General features: G+C 75.0%; 1 protein-coding gene (running past one end of the window). It reads left to right on the forward strand.

The annotated features are described in order from the left end of the window. Window positions 1-26058, forward strand: partial view of a type I polyketide synthase gene (locus ACZ63J_RS20785; RefSeq protein ID WP_465402412.1) — the 5' portion only. 1041 nt of this gene lie beyond the right edge of the window; only the first 26058 of its 27099 coding nucleotides appear in the window; the start codon lies at window positions 1-3; its stop codon lies beyond the right edge, outside the window.

Genomic DNA, 26058 nt, shown 5'->3' on the forward strand with positions numbered 1-26058 from the left:
ATGGACAACGAACAGAAGCTCCGGAGCTACCTCAAGCGGGCGAGCGCGGACCTCGTGCGCACCCAGCAGAAGCTGGAGGAGCTGGAGAGCCGCGCGGCCGAGCCGGTCGCGATCGTCGGGGTCGGCTGCCGCTACCCCGGCGGGGTCGCCGGGCCCGAGGACTTCTGGGAGCTGCTGAGCTCCGGGCGCGACGGCGTCACCGGGCTCCCGGCCGACCGAGGCTGGGACCTCGGCGCGCTCGCCGCGGACGGCGGCGAGGCGGCGATGTCCGGCGGCTTCCTGCTCGACGCGGCCGAGTTCGACGCGGGCTTCTTCGGCATCTCGCCGCGGGAAGCGGCCGAAATGGACCCGCAGCAGCGGATCCTGCTCGAGACCGCGTGGGAGGCGGTCGAACGCGCCGGGATCGTGCCCGCGACGCTGAAGGGCACCCGGACCGGCGTGTTCGTCGGGGCGATGGCCCAGGAGTACCTGACCGGCGCGGCGGGCCCGTCCGAAGGCTTCCTGCTGACCGGCAACACGAACAGCGTGCTGTCCGGCCGGCTGGCCTACGTCCTCGGTCTGGTCGGCCCGGCGGTCACCGTGGACACCGCGTGCTCGTCGTCGCTGGTCGCGATCCACCTGGCCGCGCAGTCGCTGCGCACGGGGGAGTCCGAGCTGGCTCTGGCCGGCGGGGTCACGGTGATGTCCGCGCCGACGACGTTCGTGGAGTTCAGCCGCCAGGGCGGGCTGTCCCCGGACGGCCGCTGCCGCTCGTTCGCCGACTCCGCCGCCGGCACCGGCTGGGCCGAGGGCGCGGGTGTGCTGGTGCTGGAAAGGCTTTCCGACGCCCGCCGCCACGGGCACCCGGTGCTCGCCGTGGTCCGCGGCAGCGCGGTCAACTCCGACGGCGCCACGAACGGCCTCACCGCGCCCAACGGGCCGTCCCAGCAGCGCGTGATCCGCGAGGCGCTGAAGGCGTCCCGGCTCGCGCCCGCTCAGGTCGACGTCGTCGAGGCGCACGGGACCGGCACCACGCTGGGCGACCCGGTCGAGGCGCAGGCGCTGCTGGCGACCTACGGGCAGGACCGGCCGGCGGCGCTGCTGCTCGGTTCGGTGAAGTCGAACTTCGGGCACACCCAGGCCGCCGCGGGGGTCGCCGGGGTGATCAAGGTCGTGCTGGCCATGCGCGCGGGCCTCGTGCCGCCGACGCTGCACGTCGACACACCGTCGTCCCATGTGGACTGGACCGCCGGGCGCGTCGAGCTGGCCACCGCCGCGACACCGTGGCCGGAGACCGGCGAACCGCGCCGCGCCGGCGTTTCGTCGTTCGGGCTGAGCGGCACGAACGCGCACGTGATCGTCGAGCAGGCCCCGGCCGCCGAGGAGCCGGCTCCCGAGCGTGTCACGCGGCCGGTGCCGATCGTGGTCTCGGGCCGGTCCGAGGACGCGGTGCGCGCGCAGGCCGCGCGGCTGGCCGAGCTGCTCGACCGGGGCGCCTCGCTCGCCGACGTCGGGTTTTCGCTCGCCACCGCGCGCACGGCGTTCGACGTCCGGTCCACTGTGGTCGGTTCGGAGGCCGCCGCGGTCGCGGAGTCCTTGCGGGAGCTGACCGCGTTCGGCGCGCCGCGGGTGAAGGGCCGGACCGCGTTCCTGTTCACCGGCCAGGGTTCCCAGCGGCCCGGGATGGGCCGCGCGCTGCACGCCGCGTACCCGGTGTTCGCGACGGCGTTCGACGACGTCCTCGCCCGGCTCGAGCCCGGGCTGCGGGACGTCGTGTGGGGTGACGACGCCGCGCGGCTCGCCGACACCGCCCAGGCCCAGCCGGCGATCTTCGCCGTCGAGGTCGCGCTCTTCCGCCTCCTGGAGTCGTGGGGTGTGCGGCCCGCCGTGCTCGCCGGGCACTCGGCCGGCGAGATCGCCGCCGCCCACTGCGCCAGTGTGCTCTCCCTCGACGACGCCTGCGCGCTGGTCTCGGCGCGCGCCCGCCTGATGGGCGCGTTGCCCGCCGGGGGCGCGATGGTCGCGGTGCGTGCGTCCGAAGAGGACGTTCGCGCGTCTCTTGTCGACGGTGTGGACATCGCCGCGGTGAACGGACCTTCGGCTGTCGTCGTGTCCGGTGTGGAGGATGCGGTCCTGGCGGTCGCCGCGCGGTTCGAGCGCACGACGCGGCTGCGCGCCTCCCACGCGTTCCACTCGCACCTGATGGACCCGATGCTGCCCGCGTTCCGCGAGGTGGTCTCGGCGCTGACCTTCACCGAGCCGTCGGTCCCGCTGGAGACGACGGGCGACGTCACCGACCCGGAGTTCTGGGTGCGGCACGTGCGGGACACCGTCCGGTTCGGCGACGTCCTCGCGCGGCTGGCCGGGTCGGGGGTGAACCGGTTCGTCGAGGTGGGGCCGGAAGCCGCGCTGACGCCGCTGGTCGAGGTGCCCGGCGCGCTCGCCGTGCCGGTGCTGCGCAAGGACCGCGACGAGACCACCGCCGTCGCCGAGGCGCTCGGCCGGCTGCACGGTGACGGCGTCGCCGTGGACTGGACCGCGTTCTTCGCCGGCACCGCCACCCGGGTCGACCTGCCCACCTACGCCTTCCAGCGGCAGCGGTTCTGGCCGCGCGACACCGGCCGCGGCCGCGGCGACCTGCGCTCGGCCGGGCTGCGCAGCGTCGACCACCCGCTGCTGGGCACGGCGGTCGAGGTCGCCGACGCCCGCGGCCTGCTGCTGACCGGCCGCCTGGACGTGGGCACGCACGCGTGGCTCGCCGACCACCGCGTCGGCGGCGCGGTGGTCGTGCCCGGCACCGCGCTGCTGGAGCTGGCCGTGCGCGCCGGCGCCGAGACCGGCTGTCCGGACGTCGAAGACCTGACGCTGACCCGGCCGCTGGTGCTCGGCGCGGAGCGGATCGTCGTGCAGGTCTGGGTCGGCGCCCCCGACGAGCAGGGCTGCCGGCCGGTGGCCGTGCACTCCCGCCCCGACGGCGAGGTCAGCTGGACCTCGCACGCCGTCGGCCGGCTGGCCGAACGCCTCGACGTCACAGCTTCGGCTCTCGAGACCTGGCCGCCCGCGGACGCCACGGCCGTCGACCTCACCGGCTTCTACGACGAACGCGAATACGGCCCGGCGTTCCAGGGCCTGCGGGCGGCCTGGCGGGCCGGCGACGACGTCTTCGCCGAGGTCGCGCTCCCCGACGACGTCGAGGCCGAGACCTTCGACCTGCACCCCGCGCTGTTCGACGCGGCCCTGCACGCGGCGGCGCTCTTCGGCGGCCCGGGCGGGGTGCCGTTCTCGTGGCAGGACGTCGCCGTGCGCGCGGTCGGCGCGACCGCGCTGCGCGTCACGCTGCGCAAGACCGGCGACGAGACCCTGGCGCTGGCGCTGACCACACCGGACGGCGACCTCGTCGCGACGGCCGGGTCGCTGACCGTGCGCCCGATCGTGACCGAGGCCCCGGTCACCGGCGGCGGGATCCACCGCGTCGACTGGACCGAGCCCGTCACCGGCGTCACGGACGCCGACGCCGACGTCGTCACCCTGTCCACTCCGGACGGCCCACCACCCGAAGCGGCTCGCGCGCTCGCGGAAGAGGCCCTGGAGCTGCTGCGCGAACGGCTGACCGAGGACGCGCGCCGGCTGGCCCTGGTCGTCCCGGCTGGGCTGCCCGGGGCCGCCGTGCGCGGGCTCGTGCTGGCCGCGCAGCAGGAGCACCCCGGCCGGTTCGTGCTGGTCGAGTCGGCCGAGCCGGTCGCCGAGGACGTCCTCGAGACGGCTCTGACGACCGGTGAGCCGCGGCTCCTGGTCCGTGACGGGCGGATCCTCGCGCCCCGGCTAGTGCGCACGACGACCGGCGAGCCGGGGGAGTGGAACCCGGACGGGACCGTCCTCGTCACCGGCGGCACCGGCGAGCTGGGCCGCGCCCTCGCCGGGCACCTCGTGCGCGACCACGGTGTCCGGCACCTGCTGCTGGTGAGTCGGCGCGGAGCCGCGCCCGAGGGCCTGGTCACCGAGCTGGCCGGGCTGGGCGCGGCTGTCACCGTCGCCGCCTGCGACGTGAGTGACCGCGACGCGCTGGCCGCGCTGCTGGCCGGGATCCCGGCCGCGCACCCGCTCACCGCCGTCGTGCACACCGCCGGTGTCCTCGACGACGGGCTCCTCGACCGCCTCGACGCCGGCCGCCTCGCGACGGTGTTCGCGCCGAAGGCCGACGCCGCGTGGCACCTGCACGAGCTGACCCGCGACCTCGAGCTCGACGCGTTCGTGCTGTTCTCCTCCCTCGCCGGCACGCTCGGCGCGGCCGGCCAGGCCAATTACGCCGCAGCCAACGCGTTCCTGGACGTCCTCGCCCAGGAACGCCGGGCCGCGGGACTGCCCGCGGTGTCGCTGGCGTGGGGCCCGTGGGGCGGGGACGGCATGGCGGGCGCCGCCGGTGGCCGCTTCGCCCGGCTGGGCATTCCGGCGCTCACCGAGGCCGAGGGGCTCGCCCTGTTCGACGCCGCGCTGGCGGCCGGGGAGCCGGCCGTCGTGCCGGTCCGGTTCGACCTGCCGGTGCTCGCCGCCCAGCCGGACCCGCCCGCCCTGCTGCGCTCGCTGGCCGGCGGCCGCCGCGCGGTGCGAGCCGCAGGAGGCGCCGGCCGGCTGGCGCAGCAGCTGTCCACATTGGACGACGCCGGCCGGGTCGCGCGGGTGACCGACCTGGTCCGCCGCGAGGTCGCCGCCGTGCTCGGCCACGCTGGTGCCGCCGCGGTCGAGCCGTCGCGCTCGTTCGCCGAACTGGGCTTCGACTCGCTGACCGCCGTCGAGCTGCGCAACCGCCTCGACGCGGCGACCGGCCTGAGGCTGTCCGCGACCACGGCGTTCGACTACCCGACCCCGGCCGCCCTCGCCGACCACCTGCGCGACCGGCTGCTCGGCGCCGACGCGGGCGCTCCGGTCCGCACCCGGACGGCCGTCGCCGACGACGACCCGATCGTCATCGTCGGCATGAGCTGCCGCTTCCCCGGCGGCATCACCTCGCCGGAGGACCTCTGGACGGCGGTGGCCGAGGGCCGCGACACAACGTCGCCGTTCCCGGTCAACCGCGGCTGGGACCTCGGCGCGCTCTACCACCCGGACCCCGACCACCCCGGCACGTCCTACACCCGCGAAGGCGGTTTCCTGCACGACGCGGGCGAGTTCGACGCCGCGTTCTTCGGCATGAGCCCGCGCGAGGCCGAAGCCACCGACCCGCAGCAGCGCCTGCTGCTGGAGGCGTCCTGGACGGCGATCGAGCGCGCCGGCATCGACCCGCGCACCCTGCGCGGCAGCACGACCGGCGTGTTCGCCGGCGTGATGTACCACGACTACGGCCTGGTGCTGGCCGGCGGCGACTTCGAAGGCTTCCAGGGCAGCGGGACGGCGGCCAGCGTCGTGTCCGGCCGCGTCGCCTACACCCTCGGCCTCGAAGGGCCCGCGGTCACCATCGACACCGCGTGCTCGTCGTCGCTGGTGGCGCTGCACTGGGCGGCCCAGGCGCTGCGCTCAGGAGAGTGCTCGCTCGCGCTCGCCGGCGGGGTGACGGTGATGTCCACACCGAACTCGTTCGTCGAGTTCTCCCGCCAGCGCGGCCTTTCCCCCGACGGCCGGTGCCGGTCCTATGCGGACGACGCCGACGGCGTCGGCTGGTCCGAGGGTGTCGGTGTGCTGGTGCTGGAGCGGCAGTCGGACGCGCGCCGGCACGGGCACCGCGTCCTGGCCGTCGTGCGCGGCTCGGCGGTGAACTCCGACGGCGCGTCCAACGGCCTGACCGCGCCGAACGGGCCTTCGCAGCAGCGGGTGATCCGCGCCGCGCTGGCCACCTCCGGACTGTCCACTTCGGACGTCGGCGTCGTCGAAGGCCACGGCACCGGCACCACGCTGGGCGACCCGATCGAAGCCCAGGCGCTGCTGGCGACCTACGGGCAGGACCGCTCGACGCCGTTGCTGCTCGGCTCGGTGAAGGCGAACATCGGGCACACGCAGGCCGCGGCCGGCGTCGCGGGCATCATCAAGATGGTCCTCGCGATGGAGCACGGCACGGTGCCGGGATCGCCGCACGCGGGCGAGCCGTCGTCCCATGTGGACTGGACGGAAGGCGCGGTGTCGCTGGCTTCGGCCACGACGCCGTGGCCTTCGTCGGACCGGCCGCGACGCGCGGGTGTCTCGTCGTTCGGCATCAGCGGCACCAACGCGCACGTCGTGCTCGAAGCGGCCCCGGCCGTCGAGCAGGCGGCCGTCGACACGCTCGAAGACGCGCCGCTGGTGCTTTCGGCGCGGACCGCCGAGGGGCTGCGGGCGCAGGCCGCGAACCTGGCCCGGCTCGACTTCCCGCGCGGTGACCTGGCGTGGTCGCTGGCGACAACACGGACGGCGTTCGAACACCGGGCCGTGGTGCTCGGCGCGGACCGTGTGTCGGCACTGGCCGCGTTGGCGGCCGGTGCCCCGGCGCCCGGCGTGGTGAGCGGCGTCGTCACCGGCGGCGGCCTCGCGTTCGTCTTCCCCGGCCAGGGCGCGCAGCGGCTCGGGATGGGCCGCGAGCTGGCCGCGCGGTTCCCGGTGTTCGCCGACGTGTTCACCGACGTGCTGGACCGGTGCGACCCGGGTCTCCGCGACGTGGTCTGGGGCTCGGACGCGGCCGCGCTGGAGCGGACCGGGAACGCGCAGCCGGCGCTGTTCGCGTTCGGCGTGGCGGCGTTCCGGCTGCTGGAGTCGTGGGGCGTGCGCCCCGACGTCGTCGCGGGTCACTCGGTCGGCGAGATCGCGGCCGCGCACGTGTCGGGAGTGCTGTCGCTGGACGACGCGTGCACGCTGGTGTCCGCCCGCGCGCGGCTGATGGAGGCGCTGCCGGGCGGCGGGGCGATGGTCGCGGTGCGCGCGTCCGAAGAGGACGTTCGCGCGTCCCTTGTGGACGGTGTGGACATCGCCGCGGTGAACGGCCCTTCGGCCGTGGTGCTGTCGGGGGTCGAAGAGGCCGTGCTGGCGGTCGCGTCCCGCTTCGGCAAGTCGACGCGGCTTTCGGTGTCGCACGCGTTCCACTCGCACCTGATGGACCCGATGCTGCCCGCGTTCCGCGAGGTGGTCTCGGCGCTGACCTTTTCCGCGCCCTCGCTGGCTTTCGTCTCCCACGGCGACGTGTGTTCACCGGAGTACTGGGTCGAGCACGTGCGCGCGACAGTCCGGTTCGCGGAGACGGTCGAGGACGCGGCGTCGACGTACCTGGAGCTGGGTCCGGACGGCACGCTGTCGGCGCTGCTGGACCGGCCCGGAACGGTGCCGCTGCTGCGCAAGGACCGTCCCGAGGCGGAGTCGGCGGTGTCCGCGCTGGCGACCCTGCACACGCGCGGCTACCCGGTGAACTGGCGCGAGTACCTGGGCGGCGGGCGCGTGGTCTCGTTGCCGACGTACCCGTTCCAGCGTGAGCACTATTGGGCTTCGGCTGCCCCGCGGGTTGCGGAGCAGCCGGAGGGCCCGCTGTGGGAGGCGATCGGCCGCGGCGACGCGTCGGAGCTGGCGGGGTTGCTGGACCTGGGGGAGGAGCAGCGGTCATCGCTGGAAACGCTCCTCCCGGCGTTGACGGGCTGGCGCGACCGCCGGGCGGCCGAGGAGATCGCGAAGTCCTGGCGGTACCGGACGGAGTGGCACCCGTTCCGGACGGCGGAGACCCCGGTGTTGAACGGCCGTTGGCTGCTGGTGACGGCATCGGCGGAGGAGGGAGCCGAGCTCGAGGCCGCACTGGCCGCCCACGGCGCAACGGTGACCCGCATCGTGACGGCGGATCTCACGGCCGGCGACCCTGCAGCCATCGAGACAGCCGGCGCCGTGCTGCCCGCCACGCCCGGCGACCCTGTGGCCACCGGGCAGCCCGAGGCTTCGGTCGGCGGGCAGCCTGCGGCCGACCCCGCGGCCACCGGGCACGCAAGCGAGCGGCTTGCGGCCGAAGCCCGCGCGGTTCCGGCGGTCGGTAACCCTGCCGCCACCGGGCAGGCAGGCGAGCGGCTTGCGGCCGAAGCCCGCGCGGTTCCGGCGGCCGGCAACCCTGCCGCAACCGGGCAGCCCGCGGCCGGCGATCCCGCAACCGGGCAGCCCGCAGCCGAAGCAGTGTCGGCGGCCGGCGGCCCCGCAGCCACCGAGACCGCCGGCGCCGTGCCGTCCGGCGACCACTCCGCCGTCGACCGCGCCACCCTCGCCGCCGCGCTCGCCGCTGCCGGGCCCGCCGAAGGCGTCATCCACCTCCCCGCCGCCGATGACCGCGGCCTCCGCGATCTCCTCACCCTCGTCCAAGCGCTCGGCGATGCCGACCTCGATCTCCGCCTCTGGTGCCTCACCACCGGCGCCGTCGCCACCCTCGGTGATCACGCCCCCGATCCCGTCACCGCGCGCCTCTGGGGCTTCGGCCGCACCGTCGCGCTTGAACAACCCGCGCTCTGGGGTGGCCTCGTCGACCTGCCCGCCACCCTCGACCTCCCCACCACCCGCCGCCTGGCCGCCGTCCTGGCCGGCACCGGTGAAGACCAGATCGCCCTGCGGGCCCAAGGCGCCTTCGGCCGCCGCGTCGTGCGGTACCGGCCGGTCGAGGCTCCGGGCCGGTTCCGGGCGCGCGGCACCGTCCTGGTCACCGGGGGCACCGGCGCCCTCGGCGCGTCCGTCGCGCGGTGGCTCGCGAACGCCGGGGCCGACCACCTCGTGCTCGTCAGCCGCCGCGGCTCAGACGCGCCCGGTGCGGACGAGCTCGAACAAGAACTCACCGCCGCCGGGGCGCGCGTCACGATCGCGAAAGCCGACGTCGCGGATCGCGCCGCCGTCGAAGCCCTGCTCGAGCAGCACCCCGATCTCACCGGCGTCGTCCACACCGCCGGGGTCGCGCAGGCCATGGACCCCGTGCACACCACGGACTTCGCCGAGCTGACCCGCGTCACGGCCGCCAAGACCGACGGCGCCGCGCACCTCGATGCCCTGCTCGCCGGGCACGACCTCGACTTCTTCCTGCTCTTCGGCTCCGTCGCCGGCGTCTGGGGCAGCGGGGGCCAGGCCGCCTACGCCGCCGGCAACGCCTACCTCGACGCCCTCGCCGAAGCACGCCGGAGCACCGGCCGCCGCGCCACCTCCATCGCTTGGGGCGCCTGGGCCGAAGAGGGCATGGCCACCGACGAGCACGTCGCCGGTCAGCTGAGCCGGCGCGGCCTCGGCTTCCTCTCGACCGAAAACGCCCTCGCCGAGCTCGAACGCGCCCTCGTACGCGACGACACCACCGTCGTGGTCGCCGATGTCACCTGGGACACCTTCCTGCCCGTCTTCACCGCCACCCGCCCCACCCGGCTCTTCGACGCGTTCGCCGAGGCCCGGCCCGAACCGGTGAGCGCCGTCGTCAGCGCGTTCGCCGCCCGCTTCGCCGGGATGTCCGAGGACGAACGCGACCGCGCCCTGCTCGACCTGGTCCGCGCCGAAGCCGCCGCCGTGCTCGGGCACGTCACCGCGGACGCCGTCGCCGAAGAACGGGCTTTCCGCGACCTCGGCTTCGACTCGCTCACCGCCGTCGAGTTCCGCCGTCACCTCGCGGAAGCGACCGGCCTCGCCCTGCCCGCGACGCTCGTCTTCGACCACCCGACCCCGCTCGCGCTGGTCGCGTTCCTGCGGGCCGAGATCGACGGTTCGGGCACCGCCGACACCGTCGTCGCGACGACCGGCGCCACCGACGAGCCGATCGCCATCGTCGGCATGGGCTGCCGCTTCCCCGGCGGGGTCACCACGCCCGAAGAACTCTGGACCCTGGTCACCGGCGGGGTGGACGCGATCTCGTCGTTCCCCGGCGACCGCGGCTGGGACGCCGCCGGCCTGTTCGACCCCGACCCCGAACGCGGCGGCAAGACCTATTCGACGCTGGGTGGTTTCCTCGAGAACGCCGCCGAGTTCGACGCCGGTTTCTTCGGCATTTCGCCGCGCGAGGCGCTGTCGATGGACCCGCAGCAGCGGCTGCTGCTGGAAGTCTCGTGGGAGGCGTTCGAACGCGCGGGCGTCGACCCGGCGGCCGTCCGGGGCAGCCGGACCGGCGTCTTCGTCGGCTCCAGCTTCCAGGACTACGGCGTCGCCACCGGCGACGGCACCGAGGGCCACCTCGTCACCGGCACCATCCCGAGTGTCCTTTCCGGACGGTTGTCGTACCTGTTCGGTTTCGAAGGCCCGTCGGTCACCGTCGACACGGCGTGCTCGTCGTCGCTGGTCGCGCTGCACCTGGCGTGCCAGTCGCTGCGCTCCGGCGAATCCGAGCTGGCCATCGCCGGCGGCGTCACGGTGATGGCGTCACCGGATCCGTTCGTCGCGTTCAGCCGCCAGCGGGCCCTCGCCTTCGACGGCCGCTGCAAGGCGTTCTCCGACGAAGGCGACGGCATGTCGCTCGCCGAAGGCGCGGGGATGCTCGTGCTGGAACGGCTTTCCGAGGCCCAGCGGCTCGGTCACCCGATCCTCGCCGTAGTTCGCGGCACCGCCGTCAACTCCGACGGCGCGTCCAACGGCCTCACCGCGCCCAACGGCCCGTCGCAGCAACGCGTCATCCGCCAGGCGCTGGCCAACGCCGGGCTCGAACCGTCCGAAGTGGACGCCCTCGACGCGCACGGCACCGGCACCGCCCTCGGCGACCCCATCGAAGTCCAGGCGCTGCAGGCCACCTACGGCCGGGACCGCGAGCGGCCGCTGCTGATCGGCTCGGTGAAGTCCAACATCGGGCACACCCAGTCGGCCGCGGGCGTCGCCAGCCTGATCAAGATGGTGCACGCCATGCGCCACGGTGTGCTGCCGCGCACCCTGCACGTCGGTCGGCCGTCCACGAAGATCGACTGGACGGCCGGGGCGGTCGAGCTGCTCGCCGAGGAGACGGCCTGGCCGGAGACCGGGCACCCGCGCCGCGCCGGCGTTTCGTCGTTCGGCATCAGCGGCACCAACGCCCACGCGATCATCGAAGCGGCGCCCGCTCTCGATGCGGCGCCGGAGCCGTCGCACTCCGGAACGGTCGTGTGGCCGCTGTCGGCGAAGAGCGCGCCCGCGTTGAAGGCGCAGGCCTTGCGGCTGCTGGACTTCCTCGACGACGAGCGTCCGGTCGACGTCGGCTGGACCCTCGCCCACGCCCGCGGGACGTTCGAGCAGCGGGCCGTGGTCGTCGGCGAAGACGCCGCCGACCTGCGGCGCGGCCTGACCGCGTTCGTCGGCGACACTGCCGATCCTGCGCTTGTGCAGGGCGTGGCCAAGCGGTCGGGCGCGCCGGTTTTCGTTTTCCCCGGCCAGGATTCGCAGTGGCCGGGCATGGCCCGTGAGCTTCTGACCTCGTCCCCGGCGTTCGCCGCCCGGCTGGCCGAGTGCGCCGCCGCGCTCGAGCCCTTCGTCGGCTGGTCGCTGGGGGACGTGTTGCACGACGACACGCTGACGAGCGTGGACGTTGTGCAGCCGGTGCTGTGGGCCGTGCTGGTGTCGTTGGCGGAGCTGTGGCGTGCGCACGGCGTTGAGCCGGTCGCCGTGATCGGGCATTCGCAGGGGGAAATCGCCGCTGCGTGTGTCGCGGGTGCACTGTCCCTTGAGGACGGTGCGCGGGTGGTTGCGCTGCGGTCGAAGCTGATCGCGGAGCGGCTGTCGGGGCACGGGGCGATGCTTTCGGTCGTCGCGGGCGGCGACGAAGTGCGGGCGCTGATCGGCGACCTGGCCGACCGGATCGCCGTCGCCGCGGTGAACGGGCCGCGTTCGGTGACGGTGTCCGGCGAGCCCGCCGCGCTGGCGGAGTTCGAGGTCCGGCTGGCCAAGGCCGGGCTGATGCGCTGGCGGCTGGACGGGGTCGACTTCGCGGCGCACTCGCCGCAGGTCGACGGGATCGCGGCCGAGTTGGCCGAGCTGCTGGCCCCGGTTGCCCCGCGCGACACCGGCGTCCGATTCTACTCGACGGTCACCGGCGGCCTCGTCGAGCCGGGGGAGCTGACCGGCGACTACTGGTGCCGCAACCTGCGCGGCACGGTCGAGTTCGCGGCGGCGCTGGCGGCCGCGGTCGCCGACGGGCACGCGGTGTTCGTCGAGTCGAGCCCGCACCCGGTGTTCGGCATGGCGATCGGGGAGCTGGCCGAGACGGCCGGCGTCCCCGTCACGGCGCTCGGCACGCTGCGCCGCGACGACGGCGGCGCCGGCCGGTTCCTGAAGTCCCTCGCCGAGGCGCACACGCGGGGGGTGGCGGTCGACTGGGCGGACACGCTCACCGGCGGCCGCCGCGTGGACCTGCCGACCTACGCGTTCCAGCACGAGCACTACTGGGCGATCGACGAAGCTCCAGCTCCCACCGCGCCGGCCGACGACGAGCTGTGGCAGGCCATCACCCGCGACGACCGGGCGGGGCTGACGAACCTGCTCGACCTGGACGATCGCCAGCAGTCCGCTTTGGACGACCTGCTGCCGGCGTTGTCGGCATGGCACGCCCGCCGCGACGAAGAGTCCACGGTGGACGCCTGGCGCTACCGGATCACATGGCGCCCGGTCCGCCCGGCCGGGACGACACTGTCCGGCACCTGGCTGGTGCTCGGCACCGGCGAGGAGGGTGAAGAGGAGATCGCCGAGGTCCTGCGCGGCCACGGCGCCGAGGTGCGCACGGTGCTGCTCGGCGCGGACCAGATCGACCGTGAGGATCTGGCCGCGGCGCTTGGTGCGGGTGGCTTGGGCGGTGCCGGGGATGTTGCGGCGCTCGGAGGGCTCGGCTCGCGCGGCTCGGCCGGTTCCGGAGATCCCGCGCCCGGGGATCTCGAAGGTATCACCGGCATCGTCTCCCTCCTCTCCACCGACCACACTCCGACCGACCACCCCGGCCTCGACCGCGGCCTCCTCCGCACCCTCTCGCTCGTCCAGGCCGTCGCCGGGAGCGAGCCCGCTCCGCGCGTCTGGGCACTGACCCGCGGGGCCGTCTCCACCGGGCCCGCCGACCCCGTCCGCGATCCCGCGCAAGCCCAGGTCCACGGCCTCGGCTGGTCCGCCGCCCTCGAACACCCCGCGCAGTGGGCCGGGCTCGTCGACCTGCCCGAAACCCTCGACCCCGCCGCCGCGCGGCGGCTCGTCGCGGTGCTAGCCGGGGCCGGGGACGAAGACCAGCTCGCCATCCGCGCAGGTGGCGTCTTCGCGCGGCGGCTCGTGCCCGCCCCGGTCAAAGACACGCCCCGGCGGGCCTACCGCGCCCACGGCACCGCCGTCATCACCGGGGGGACCGGCACCCTCGGCCCGCACCTGGCCCGCTGGCTGGCCGCCGAGGGCATCGAGCACCTCGTGCTCACCGGACGCCGCGGTCCCGACGCGCCCCACGCCCAAGCGCTCCGAGACGAGCTCGGCACCTCGGCCGAGATCGTCTCGCTCGACGTCACCGACCGGGACGCCGTCGCCGGCCTGATCACCAGGCTGAAGAGCGAGGGCCGGCGGATCACCACCGTTGTGCACACCGCCGCCCACATCGCGCTCGCCCCGCTCACCGGCACCACCCCGGCCGCCTTCGCCGAGGTCCTCGACGCCAAGGTGACCGGCGCCGCCAACCTCGACAGCGTCCTCGACGAGCTGCTCGACGAAGGCGAGCTCGAGCACTTCGTGCTGTACTCCTCGACCGCCGGCCTGTGGGGCAGCGGGGACCACGGCGCCTACTCCGCGGCCAACGCCCACCTCGTCGCGCTCGCCGAGCAGCGGCGCGCCCGCGGGGTGCCCGCCACCACCGTCGCCTGGGGCATCTGGGCCGACGACCGGGAGCTGGGCCGGGTGGACCCCGGCCGGATCCTGCGCAGCGGCCTGCGGTTCATGGAACCCCGGCTCGCGCTCGCCGGGCTCAAGCGCGCGCTTGCCGACGACGAAACCTCCTTGCTCATCGCCGACCTCGACTGGGACCGCTACCACCCGGTGTTCACGTCGGTGCGGCCGAGCCCGCTGTTCTCCGAGCTGCCCGCGGTCCGGCGGCTCGCCGCGACGGCCGACGACACCGCCGACGCCTCCGCGTTCGCGAGCCGGGTCCGGGCGCTGCCCGCGGCCGCCGGCCGCCGGCTCGTCGTCGACCTCGTGCGGGCCGAGGCGGCCGCCGTGCTGGGGCACACGAGCGGGGACGCCGTCGAGGCCGACCGCGCGTTCCGCGAGCTGGGCTTCGACTCGCTCACCGCCGTCGACCTGCGCAACCGCCTCGAGGTCGTGACCGGCCTCAGCCTGCCCAGCACCGTGGTGTTCGACTACCCGAACGCGGCCACCCTCGCCGGCTTCGTCCTGTCCACAGTGGATGGTCCGGTGGCGGGGGAGACCGTCGTCGCGGCCACCGCCGTCGACGAGCCGATCGCCATCGTCGGCATGAGCTGCCGGTTCCCCGGCGGCGTCACCTCGCCGGAAGCGTTGTGGGAACTGGTCATCGGCGGTGGCGACGCGATCTCGTCGTTCCCGCCGGACCGCGGCTGGGACGCCGCCGGGCTGTTCGACGCCGACCCGGACCGCAGCGGCAAGACCTACTCGACGCTCGGTGGGTTCCTCGACGGCGTCGCGGACTTCGACGCCGGGTTCTTCGGCATCTCGCCGCGTGAGGCGCTGTCGATGGACCCGCAGCAGCGCCTGCTGCTGGAAGTCGCCTGGGAGACCTTCGAACGCGCCGGGGTCGACCCGGCCACGGCGCGGGGGAGCCGGACCGGCGTGTTCGTCGGCGCCAGCTACCAGGACTACGGCTCGACCGTGCTCAACGCGGCCGAAGGCTCCGAAGGCCACATGATCACCGGCGCGGTGTCGAGTGTCCTTTCCGGCCGGATCGCCTACCTGTTCGGGCTGGAAGGCCCGGCCGTCACACTCGACACGGCGTGCTCGTCGTCGCTGGTCGCGCTGCACCTGGCCTGCCAGTCGCTGCGCTCCGGGGAAAGCTCGCTCGCCCTCGCGGGCGGGGTCACGGTGATGGCCACGCCGGCGCCGTGGATCGGGTTCAGCCGCCAGCGCGCGATGGCGCCCGACGGCCGCTGCAAGGCCTACTCCGACAACGCCGACGGCATGAGCCTCGCCGAGGGGGTCGGGCTGGTGCTCGTCGAGCGCCTGTCCGACGCCCAGCGCAACGGCCACGAGATCCTCGCGGTCGTCCGCGGCTCGGCGATGAACTCCGACGGCGCGTCCAACGGCATGACCGCCCCGAACGGCCCGTCCCAGCAGCGCGTGATCCGCCAAGCGCTGGCGAGCGCCGGTTTGTCTACTTCGGACATCGACGCGGTGGAGGGCCACGGCACCGGCACGCCGCTCGGCGACCCGATCGAGGTCCAGGCGCTGCAGGCCACCTACGGCCGCGACCGCGAGCGGCCGCTGCTGCTCGGCTCGGTCAAGTCCAACCTCGGCCACACGCAGATGGCCTCGGGCATCGCCGGGGTGGTCAAGCTCGTCATGGCGATGCGCCACGGCGTGCTCCCGAGGACCCTGCACGCGGGCACACCGTCGTCGCACATCGACTGGTCCGGCGGGGCGATCCGGTTGCTCGACGAAGCCGCCGACTGGCCGGAGACCGGCGCACCCCGGCGGGCCGCCGTGTCCTCGTTCGGGCTGAGCGGCACGAACGTCCACACGGTACTGGAGCAGGCTCCCGAGCCCGTTGTCGCCGAGGAGCCGAAACCGGTGGTGTCCGGGACCGTGCCCGTGGTCGTCTCGGCCCGGACCCCGGAAGCCCTGCGCGCCCAGGCCGCCCGCCTCCGGGCGTGGCCGGCCGAGCCCGCCGACCTCGCCTTCACCCTGGCCACCGCACGCGCCGACCTGAGCCACCGCGCGGTGATTCTCGCCGCGACGGCCGAGGAGGTCCGAAGTGGACTCACGGCGATCGCGGAGGACGAACCCGCCGCGCACGTCCTGCGTGGCACCTCGACCGCCCGGCCCACGACGGCGTTCCTGTTCACCGGCCAGGGCAGCCAGCGGCCCGGCGCCGGGCGCGAGCTGTACGAGCGGTTCCCGGTGTTCGCCGAAGCCCTCGACGACGTCCTCGCGCACCTCGAGCTGGACCGGCAGCTGCTCTTCGCCGAGCCGGGCACTCAGGAAGCCGCGCTGCTGAACGAAACCCGTCACGCGCAACCCGCGCTGTTCGCGATCGAGGTCGCGCTGGTCCGGCTCCTGGATTCGTGGGACGTGCGGCCCGACCACGTCGCCGGGCACTCCGTCGGTGAGATCGCCGCCGCGCACGTCGCCGGGGTGCTGTCCCTGGCCGACGCGGCCACGCTGGTGCAGGCCCGCGGCCGGCTCATGCAGGCCCTCCCGGCCGGCGGCGCGATGGTCGCGGTCCGCGCGACCGAGGCAGACGTCCGCGCTCAGCTCCCTGACGACGTCGACATCGCCGCGGTCAACGGGCCCGAGTCCATTGTGGTCTCCGGGCCCGAGGACGCCGTGCTCGCCTTCGCGGAGCGGTTCGAGAAGACCCGCCGGCTGACCGTCTCCCACGCGTTCCACTCCGCGCTGATGGAGCCGATGCTGGCCGAGTTCCGCGCCGCCATCGCCGGGCTCACCTTCTCCGCGCCGGAACTGCCGTTCGTCTCCACCGTCGCCGGTGCGGACCTCGCCGACGGACCGGACTACTGGGTCCGGCACGCCCGGGAAGCCGTGCGGTTCGCCGACGCGGTCACGACCCTGGACGAAGCCGGCGTCACCGCGTACGTCGAGCTCGGACCGGACGCGGTGCTGTCGGCGATGACCGACGCAAAACCGCTGCTGCGCAAGGGCCGGCCGGAGGAGGAGACCGTCGCCGCGGTGCTCGGCGACCTGCACACGCGCGGGTACCGGCCCGACTGGGCCGCGTTCTTCGCCGGGACCGGCGCCCGCCGGGTCGACTTGCCGACGTACGCGTTCCAGCGGTCCCGCTACTGGCCGGAGCCCGCGCCCGCGGCGCCGGAGGCCGACACCGGTTTCTGGACCGCGCTGGAAGCGGCGGACGTCGAAGAGCTGTCGTCCACCTTGGACGTCGACCGCGACGCGCTCGGCACGGTCCTGCCCGCGCTCACCGCCTGGCGCCACCGCGTGCGCGAAGAGTCCGAAGTGGACGACTGGCGCTACCGCGTGGTCTGGCGCCCGGTCCGCACCGAGCCCGCCGCGCCGAGCCGCGTGCTCGTCGTGGCCCACGACGACCCGTGGGCGCACTCGGTTGCCGAAGCCATCGGTGGTACCCGTGTCGAGCCGGGCGCCGAGCTGACCGAAGCCGACCACGTGCTCTCGCTGCTGACCGACCCCGCCGAATCCCTGCGCCTCGCGCAAGCGGTCGGCGACCGGGCCCCGCTGTGGTGGGCCACCCGCGGCGCCGTCAGCACCGGCGCGGCCGACCCCGCGCCCGACCCGCGCGCGGCGGCGCTCTGGGGCCTCGGCCGGGTACTGGGCCTGGAACAACCGCACCGCTGGGGCGGGCTCGTCGACCTCCCCGAAGTCCTCGACACCCGTGCGGTCGGCCGCCTCTTCGCCGTCCTGCGGGGGATCGGCGACGAAGACCAGGTCGCCATCCGCCCCTCGGGCGTCTTCGCCCGCCGCCTCACCACCGCACCCGCGGGCCGTATAACGGACTACACCCCGCGGGGCACGGTGCTGGTCACCGGCGGCACGGGCGGCCTCGGCGCGGAGGTCGCGCGGCAGCTCGCCGACGCGGGCGCCGAGCACCTCGTGCTGCTCAGCCGTCGCGGCCTGGACGCACCGGGGGCAGCCGAACTGGCCGCCGAGCTGAATGCGACCGTCAAGGCCTGTGACGTCTCCGACCGCGACGCGCTGGCCCGGGTCGTCGAGGCGATCCCGGACCTGACCGCCGTGGTGCACACCGCCGGTGTGGTCGACGACGGCACCACCGGCTCGCTGACCGCCGAGCAGTTCGAGACCGTGTTCGCGGCCAAGTGCCGCGGCGCGGAGCACCTCGACGAGCTGACCGCGGACCTCGACCTCGACGCGTTTGTGCTGTTCTCCTCGACCGCCGGCACGTTCGGCGCGGCCGGGCAGGGCAACTACGCGGCCGCCAACGCCCACCTCGACGCGCTCGCCGCGCGCCGCCGGGCCGCCGGCCGGGTCGCGACGTCGATCGCGTGGGGCCCGTGGGCGGGCGCCGGCATGCTCGGCGGCCAGGCGGGGGTGCAGGACCGCGTCGGCCGCGGCGGGCTCGCGCTGCTGCCGCCGGACCGGGCCGTCGCGGCGATGCGGCGCGCGATCGGCGCCGGCGACACCGAGATCCTCGTCGCGGACATCGACTTCACGCGGTTCGTGCCCGCCTTCACCCTCGGCCGGCCGTTCCCGCTGCTGGCCGAACTGCCGCGCGCCAAGGCCGTGCTCAGCGAGGCGCGGGAAGCGGGGGAGCGCGGCGACCTGCGCGGCACCCTGGCCGGGCTGCCGGCCGCGGACCGCGAGAAGCACCTGCTGGGCCTGCTGCGCACGCAGGTCGCGATGGTGCTCGGCCACGCCGACGTCGGCGCGGTCGCCCCGGACGCCGCGTTCGCCGACCTCGGGTTCGACTCGCTCACCGCGGTCGAGCTGCGCAACGGCATCGGCGCGGCGACCGGGCTCACGCTGCCGTCGTCGCTGGTGTTCGACCACCCGACCCCGCGGGTGCTGACCACGTTCCTGCTCGGCGAGCTGCTCGGCGCCGACACGCCGGTCCCGGTTCCGAGCACCACCCGCGCCACCGCGGACGACCCGATCGTGATCGTCGGCATCGGCTGCCGCTTCCCCGGCGGCATCACCTCGCCGCGCACCTTCTGGCAGCTCCTGGAAGACGGCGGTGACGCGATCGGGCCGTTCCCGGCCGACCGCGGCTGGGACCTGGGGAAGCTCGGTGACGGCCACGGCGGGTTCCTGCCCGACGCCGCCGGGTTCGACGCCGGCTTCTTCGGCATCTCCCCGCGAGAAGCCCTGGCGATGGACCCGCAGCAGCGCCTGCTGCTGGAGACGTCGTGGGAGTCGCTGGAGCACGCCGGCATCAACCCGGCGAGCCTGCGCGGCACCGACACCGGCGTGTTCGTCGGCACCAACGGCCAGGACTACACCGGACTGCTGCTCAACTCCGACGCAGACGTCGCCGGGCACATGGCCACCGGCACCACGGCGAGTGTCCTTTCCGGACGGTTGTCCTACACCCTCGGCCTGGAGGGCCCCGCCGTCACGGTCGACACGGCGTGCTCGTCGTCGCTGGTCGCCCTGCACTGGGCGGCCCGCGCGCTGGCCGACGGCGAGTGCTCCCTGGCGCTGGTCGGCGGGGTCACCGTGATGACCAGCCCGTTCTCCTTCACCGAGTTCGACGCCCAGGGCGGCCTCGCCGCCGACGGCCGCTGCAAGGCGTTCTCCGAAAACGCCGACGGCACGGCCTGGTCGGAAGGCGCGGGGGTGTTCGTCGTCGAGCGGCAGTCCGACGCGCTCCGGCACGGCCACGAGATCCTCGCGGTGGTGCGCGGGTCCGCGATCAACCAGGACGGCGCGTCCAACGGCCTGACCGCCCCGAACGGCCCGTCGCAGCAACGCGTGATCCGCGCGGCACTGGCCGACGCCGGTCTGTCCACTTCGGACGTCGACGTCGTCGAGGCGCACGGCACCGGCACCACCCTGGGCGACCCGATCGAGGCCCAGGCGCTGCTGGCCACTTATGGGCAGGACCGCGAGACGCCGGCGCTGCTGGGGTCGGTGAAGTCCAACCTCGGGCACACCCAGGCCGCCGCGGGCGCCGCGGGCGTGATCAAGATGGTGCTTTCCCTCGGCCGCGCCGTGGTGCCGAAGACGCTGCACGTCGGCGCGCCGTCGTCCCATGTGGACTGGACGGCCGGGTCCCTGGACCTGGTCACCGAGGCGACCGCGTGGCCGGAGACGGCCCGCCCGCGTCGTGCGGCCGTGTCGTCCTTCGGGGTCAGCGGCACGAACGCGCACGTCATCCTGGAAGCCCCGCCCGCCTGGGATGCGGTCACGGGGACCGCGCCCGCGGTGGTGCCGTGGCCGGTGTCGGCGCGGTCCGAGACGGCGCTGGACGAGCTGCTGTCCACTGTGGATGGCGAGATGCTCGACACTGGGTACACCCTGGCCACCGGCCGGGCCGCGCTCGACCACCGTGCCGTGCTGGTCGGTGGCGAGGTCGTGAGCCGGGGAGTGGCTCGCGAGCGGGTCACCGCGTTCCTGTTCTCAGGCCAGGGCGCCCAGCGCCTGGGCATGGGCCGCGAGCTGTACGCGCGGTACCCCGTGTTCGCCGACGCCTGGGACGAGGTCTGCGCACACCTCGGGATGGCGCTGGGCGACGTCGCATGGGGCGAGGATGCGGCCGAGCTGGACCGGACCGGCTGGGCCCAGCCCGCGTTGTTCGCGTTCGAGGTCGCCGCTTTCCGGCTCCTGGAGTCGTGGGGTGTGCGCCCGGACTTCGTCGCCGGGAACTCGATCGGTGAGGTCGCCGCCGCCCACGTCGCCGGGGTGTTCTCGCTTGAGGACGCCGCCACGCTGGTCGCTGCCCGCGCCCGGCTGATGCAGGAGCTGCCCGAGGGCGGCGCGATGGTCGCGCTGCGAGTGTCCGAAGAGGACGTTCGCGCGCGGCTGACCGACGGCGTCGCGATCGCCGCGGTCAACGGCCCGGAGTCCGTCGTGCTCTCCGGCGAGGAAGACGCCGTGCTCGCGGTGGCCGAGATCTTCGGCGGGGGACGGCGGCTCAACGTCAGCCACGCCTTCCACTCGCCGCTGATGGACCCGATGCTGGACGGCTTCCGGGCCGCCGTCAGCGGACTGCGGTTCGCACCGCCGGTCCTCCCGCTGGTCACCGGCGGCGACGTCACCGACCCGGAGTACTGGGTGCGCCACGTCCGCGAGACCGTCCGCTTCGGCGATGCCCTCGACCGGCTGGCCGAGGTGTCGCTGTTCGTCGAGGTCGGGCCGGACGCCGTTTTGGCGCCGCTGGTCGAACCGGCCGACGACCGGGTGGTCGTCCCGCTGCTGCGTCGTGGCAGGTCCGAAGAGGACAGTGTGGCGACGGCGCTGGGCACGCTGTTCACCGCGGGCGTGAACCCGGACTGGGCCGCGTGGTTCGCCGGCACCGGCGCCCGCCGCGCCGAGCTGCCGACCTACCCCTTCGAGCACGAGCGCTACTGGCCCGAGGTGGTCACCGGCGGCCCGGCCGACGACGGCTTCTGGGCCTCAGTCGACCGCGCCGACACCGCCGGGCTGGCCGAGCAGCTCGCCGTCGACCCCGCCGCGGTCGACGCGGTCCTGCCCGCCCTCGCCGCCTGGCGGCGCAAGCAGGCCGAAGCGGCCGCGGCCGACAGCCTGCGCTACCGGATCACCTGGCAGCCGGTCACCGTCGCCGAGCTGAAGCCCGCGAACATCGTGGTCGTCCCCGGCGACGACGCCGAATGGGCCGAGCGGGTCACCGAAGTCCTCGGGGCCGGCCGCGACCTGGCCGGCGCCGACCTCGTCGTTTCGCTGCGGGAAACCGTTGCGGGAACAAGGGAACTGCTCGCCGAGGTCGACGTCCCGGTCTGGTGCGTGACGCGCGGCGCCGTCGCCGTCACCCCGGCCGAGCGCGTCGGGGGCCCGGCCGCGCTGTGGGGCTTCGGCCGGGTCGCGGCCCTGCACGACCCGATGCGCTGGGGTGGGCTCGTCGACGTCCCGGCCACTTTGGACACCCGCGCCGCGGCCCGGCTGCGCGCGGTGCTCGGCGGGGACGAAGACCAGGTCGCCGTCCGCGCGGCCGGGGTCTACGGCCGCCGCCTGACCCGCGCCACCGCGGGCGGGGAACGCTGGGAGCCGCGCGGCACCGTGCTCGTCACCGGTGACGGCCCGGCCGCGCTCCTCGCGGACCACCTGCCCGGCGTCGACGTCGTCCGCGATCCGGCCGCGCTCGCGGGACCGCCGGACGCGGTCGTCCACAGTGGAAGCCTCGAAGAGGCCCGGCGGTATGCCGAGTGGCCGCTCGAAGCGTTTGTCCTGCTCACGTCGGTCGCCGGGGTCTGGGGTGTGCGTGGCCGCGGGGACGAAGCCGCCGAGGCCGCCGAGCTGGAAGCCTTCGCCCGGCAGCGGCGGGACCGCGGGGAACCGGCGACCGTGGTCGCCTTCTCGGCCTGGGCGGGCGCCGGCGAGGACGAAGCCCACCTGCGGGACAGCGGGCTGCCGGTGCTCGACCCGGCCGCCGCGACCACCGCGCTGCTCGCCGTGGTGCGGTCGGCCGACCTCACCACGGTTGTCGCCGACGTCCGGTGGGACCGCTTCGGCCCGGCGTTCACCGCGCCCCGCCCGAGCCCACTGCTGTCACCGCTGTTCACCCCGGCTCCGGCGACCGGGCCCGGCCTGCGCGACGTGCCGCCCGGCGAGCGCTCCGACGTCGTCCTGGAGCTGGTCCGGACGGCGGCCGCGACCGTGCTGCGCCACACCGGCACCGACCGGATCGAAGCCGACCGCGCGTTCTCCGCGCTGGGCTTCGACTCCCTCACCGCGATGGACCTGCGCACGGCCCTGAGCGCCGAGACGGGGCTGCGGCTGCCGGCGACGCTGGTCTTCGACCACCCGACGCCGCGCGAGCTGACCACGTTCCTCCTCGCCGAGCTCTTCGGCGACGAAGAAGAAGTCACCACCGAAGCCGCCCCGGCGGCGCTCGGGGACGACCCGGTCGTCATCGTCGGCATGAGCTGCCGCTACCCCGGCGGCATCGGCTCACCCGAGGATCTCTGGCGGGCGGTCGTCGACGAGCGCGACGTCGTCGGCGGCTTCCCCGCCGACCGCGGCTGGGACCTCGCCACGCTGACCGGGGACGGCCCCGGCAGCAGCGCCGCCAAGGAAGGCGGCTTCCTGCACGACGCGGCCGAGTTCGACCCCGGCTTCTTCGGCATCGCACCGCGCGAAGCGATCGTGATGGACCCGCAGCAGCGGCTCGTCCTCGAAGTGGCCTGGGAGGCGTTCGAACGCGCCGGCATCAACGCCACCGGGCTGCGCGGCGGTGACACCGGCGTGTACATCGGCGGCGGCTCGGGCGACTACACCCCGCCCACCGACACCCCCGGCCACCAGGCCACCGCGCAGGCCGCCAGCCTGCTCTCCGGCCGCGTCTCCTACACCTTCGGGCTGGAAGGCCCGTCGGTGAGCATCGACACCGCGTGCTCGTCTTCACTGGTCGCGCTGCACCTGGCCGCCCAGGCGCTGCGGGCGGGGGAGTGCTCCCTCGCCGTCGCCGGCGGGGTGATGGTGATGTCGAGCCCCACCGGGTTCGTCGAGTTCGGCGAGATGGGCGCGCTGTCGGCGGACGGGCGCTGCAAGGCCTTCGCCGACGCCGCCGACGGCACCGGCTGGTCCGAAGGTGTCGGCATGATCGTGCTGGAACGCCAGTCCGACGCACGCCGCCACGGGCACCGGATCCTCGCCGTGGTGCGGGGTTCGGCGGTCAACTCCGACGGCGCGTCCAACGGGCTCACCGCGCCCAGCGGCCCGGCCCAGCAACGCGTGATCAAGCGCGCCCTGGCCGTGTCCGGGCTGGCGCCGTCCGAAGTGGACGCCGTCGAAGCGCACGGCACGGGCACGAAGCTCGGCGACCCGATCGAGGCGCAGGCCCTGCTGGCCACCTACGGCCGCGAGCGCGAGCGGCCGCTGCTGCTCGGCTCGGTCAAGTCCAACCTGGGCCACACCCAGGCGGCGGCCGGCGCGGCCGCGGTGATCAAGATGGTGCTGGCCATGCGGCACGGGCTGCTGCCGAAGACCCTGCACGTGGACAAGCCGTCCGAGCACGTCGACTGGTCGGCCGGCCGCGTCGCGCTGCTCACCGAAAGCACCCCGTGGCCGGAGACCGGGCACCCGCGCCGGGCCGGGATCTCCGCGTTCGGCGCCAGCGGCACCAACGCCCACCTGGTGCTGGAGCAGGCGCCGCCGGCCGAGCCGCGCCCGGCCGGCGCCCCCGCGACCGTGCCGGTCCGGCTGTCCGCGCGCGGCGACGACGGCCTGCGCGCCCAGGCCCGCGCCCTGCGCGACCACCTCGTCGCGCACCCCGAGCTCGCGCTGTCCGACGTCGCCTTCTCGGCGGCGGCGACCCGCGCCTGGTTCGAGTCACGCGCGGTCGTCGTGGCCGGGGACCGGGAAGAGCTGCTGACCGGGCTCGGCGCGCTCACCGCCGGGACGCCGTCGCCGCTGGTGCACACCGGCAAGCCGGCGACCGGGAAGCTCGCGTTCCTGTTCTCCGGCCAGGGTTCGCAGTACCCGGGCATGGGCCGCGACTTGTACGAGCGGTTCCCGGTGTTCGCCGCCGCGTTCGACGAGGCCTGCGCACACCTGGACCTCGAGCTGCCCGGCTCGCTGCGTGACGTCGTCTTCGGCGACGACGCCGACCTGCTGGCGCAGACCCGGTGGTCGCAGCCGGCGGTGTTCGCCGTGGAGGTCGCGCTCTACCGGCTCGTCGAGTCGTGGGGCGTGCGGCCCGACCACCTCGCCGGGCATTCGATCGGCGAGTTCGCCGCCGCGCACGCGGCCGGCGTGCTGTCGCTGGCCGACGCCTGCACGCTGGTCGCCGCCCGCGGCCGGCTCATGCAGGAGCTGCCCGGCGGGGCGATGGCCGCGCTGCAGGTCACCGAAGCCGAAGCGGACGAGCTGATCGCCGGCCGGCCGCTGTCGATCGCCGCGGTCAACGGGCCCGAGGCGGTGGTCGTCTCCGGCGACACCGACGCGGTGGCCGAGGTCGCGGACCTGGTCGCGGCCCGGGGCCGAAAGTCTAGACTTTTAAGGGTCAGCCACGCGTTTCACTCGTCGCATATGAACGGGATGAGGGACGAGTTCGGGCGGATCGCCGCGGGGGTGCAGTTCGCCCCGCCGGCGCTCCCGGTCGTGTCCACCGTCACCGCGTCGCCGGTCACCGACGAGCTGGGCACCCCGGAGTACTGGGCCGACCACGTCCGCCGGCCGGTGCTGTTCGCCGGCGCCGTCGCCGCGCTCGACGGCCTCGGTGTCACCAAGTACCTCGAACTGGGCCCGGACAGCACCCTCGCGGCGCTGACCCGGACGCTCACCGGCGAGTCCGCCACCGTCACCGCCGCCCTGCGCGCCGGCCGTGAAGACGCGCCGACGCTGGTCTCGGCCCTCGCGCGGCTCGACGTCACGGGCACGCCGGTCGGCTGGGCGGGCCTGTTCGACGGGGCGCGCCCGGTCGACCTGCCCACCTACCGGTTCCACCACGAACGCTTCTGGCCGGACACGCCGGCGGTCACCGTCACGCCGGACTTCCTGACCGGCCTGGACGCCGACGTGCTCGCCAAGGAGATCGACGTCGACCCCGCCGCGCTCGACGCCGTGCTGCCCGCGTTGCTGGACCTGCAGCACCGGCGCGCGCAGCAGTCCACTGTGGACGAACTGCGGTACCGGGTCGCCTGGAAGCCGCTCGGCGGTGCTCCGGGTGCGGTGCCGGACGGGACGTGGCTGGTCGTCGTGCCCGCCGGCTTCGCCCAAGACCCGTGGGTCGCCGGAGTCGTCCAGGCACTCGGCGCCGAACTGGTGGAGTTCACCGGCCCCGAGAGCGTGGAACGCGCCGATGTCACCGGCGTCGTTTCCCTGCTGGGCCTGGACGAGTCCACCCCGACCGCGGGCGCCGCGGCCACCACCGCGTTGCTGCAGGCCCTCGCGGGCACCGGCAGCGCGGCCCGGCTGTGGTGCCTGACCCGCGGCGCGGTCACCGCCGTGCCGTCGGACCGGGTCACCTCGATCGCGCAGGCCGCGCTGTGGGGCCTGGGCCGCGTCGCCGCGCTGGAGCAGCCGCAGCGCTGGGGCGGTCTCGCCGACCTGCCCGCCGACCTCGACGACCACGCTTTCGCCCGGCTGGGCGCGGTGCTCGCCGGGACGGAGGACCAGGTCGCGGTGCGGGCGGCGGGCACCTTCGCCCGGCGCCTCGTGCGCGCCCCGGCCGGACCGCCGGCGCGGGCGTGGCGGCCGCGCGGCACCGTGGTCGTCACCGGTGGCACCGGCGCGCTCGGCAAGCACGTCGCCCGGTGGGTGCTCAGCGAGGGTGCCTCGCGGGTCGTGCTCACCGGCCGCCGCGGCCCGGACACTCCTGACGCCGTCGCGCTGCTGGCCGACCTCGGCCCGCGGGCTTCGGTCGTCGCGTGCGACCTGACCGACCCGGCCGCTGTCCGC

It is taken from the genome of Amycolatopsis sp. NPDC104863 (assembly GCF_055582965.1).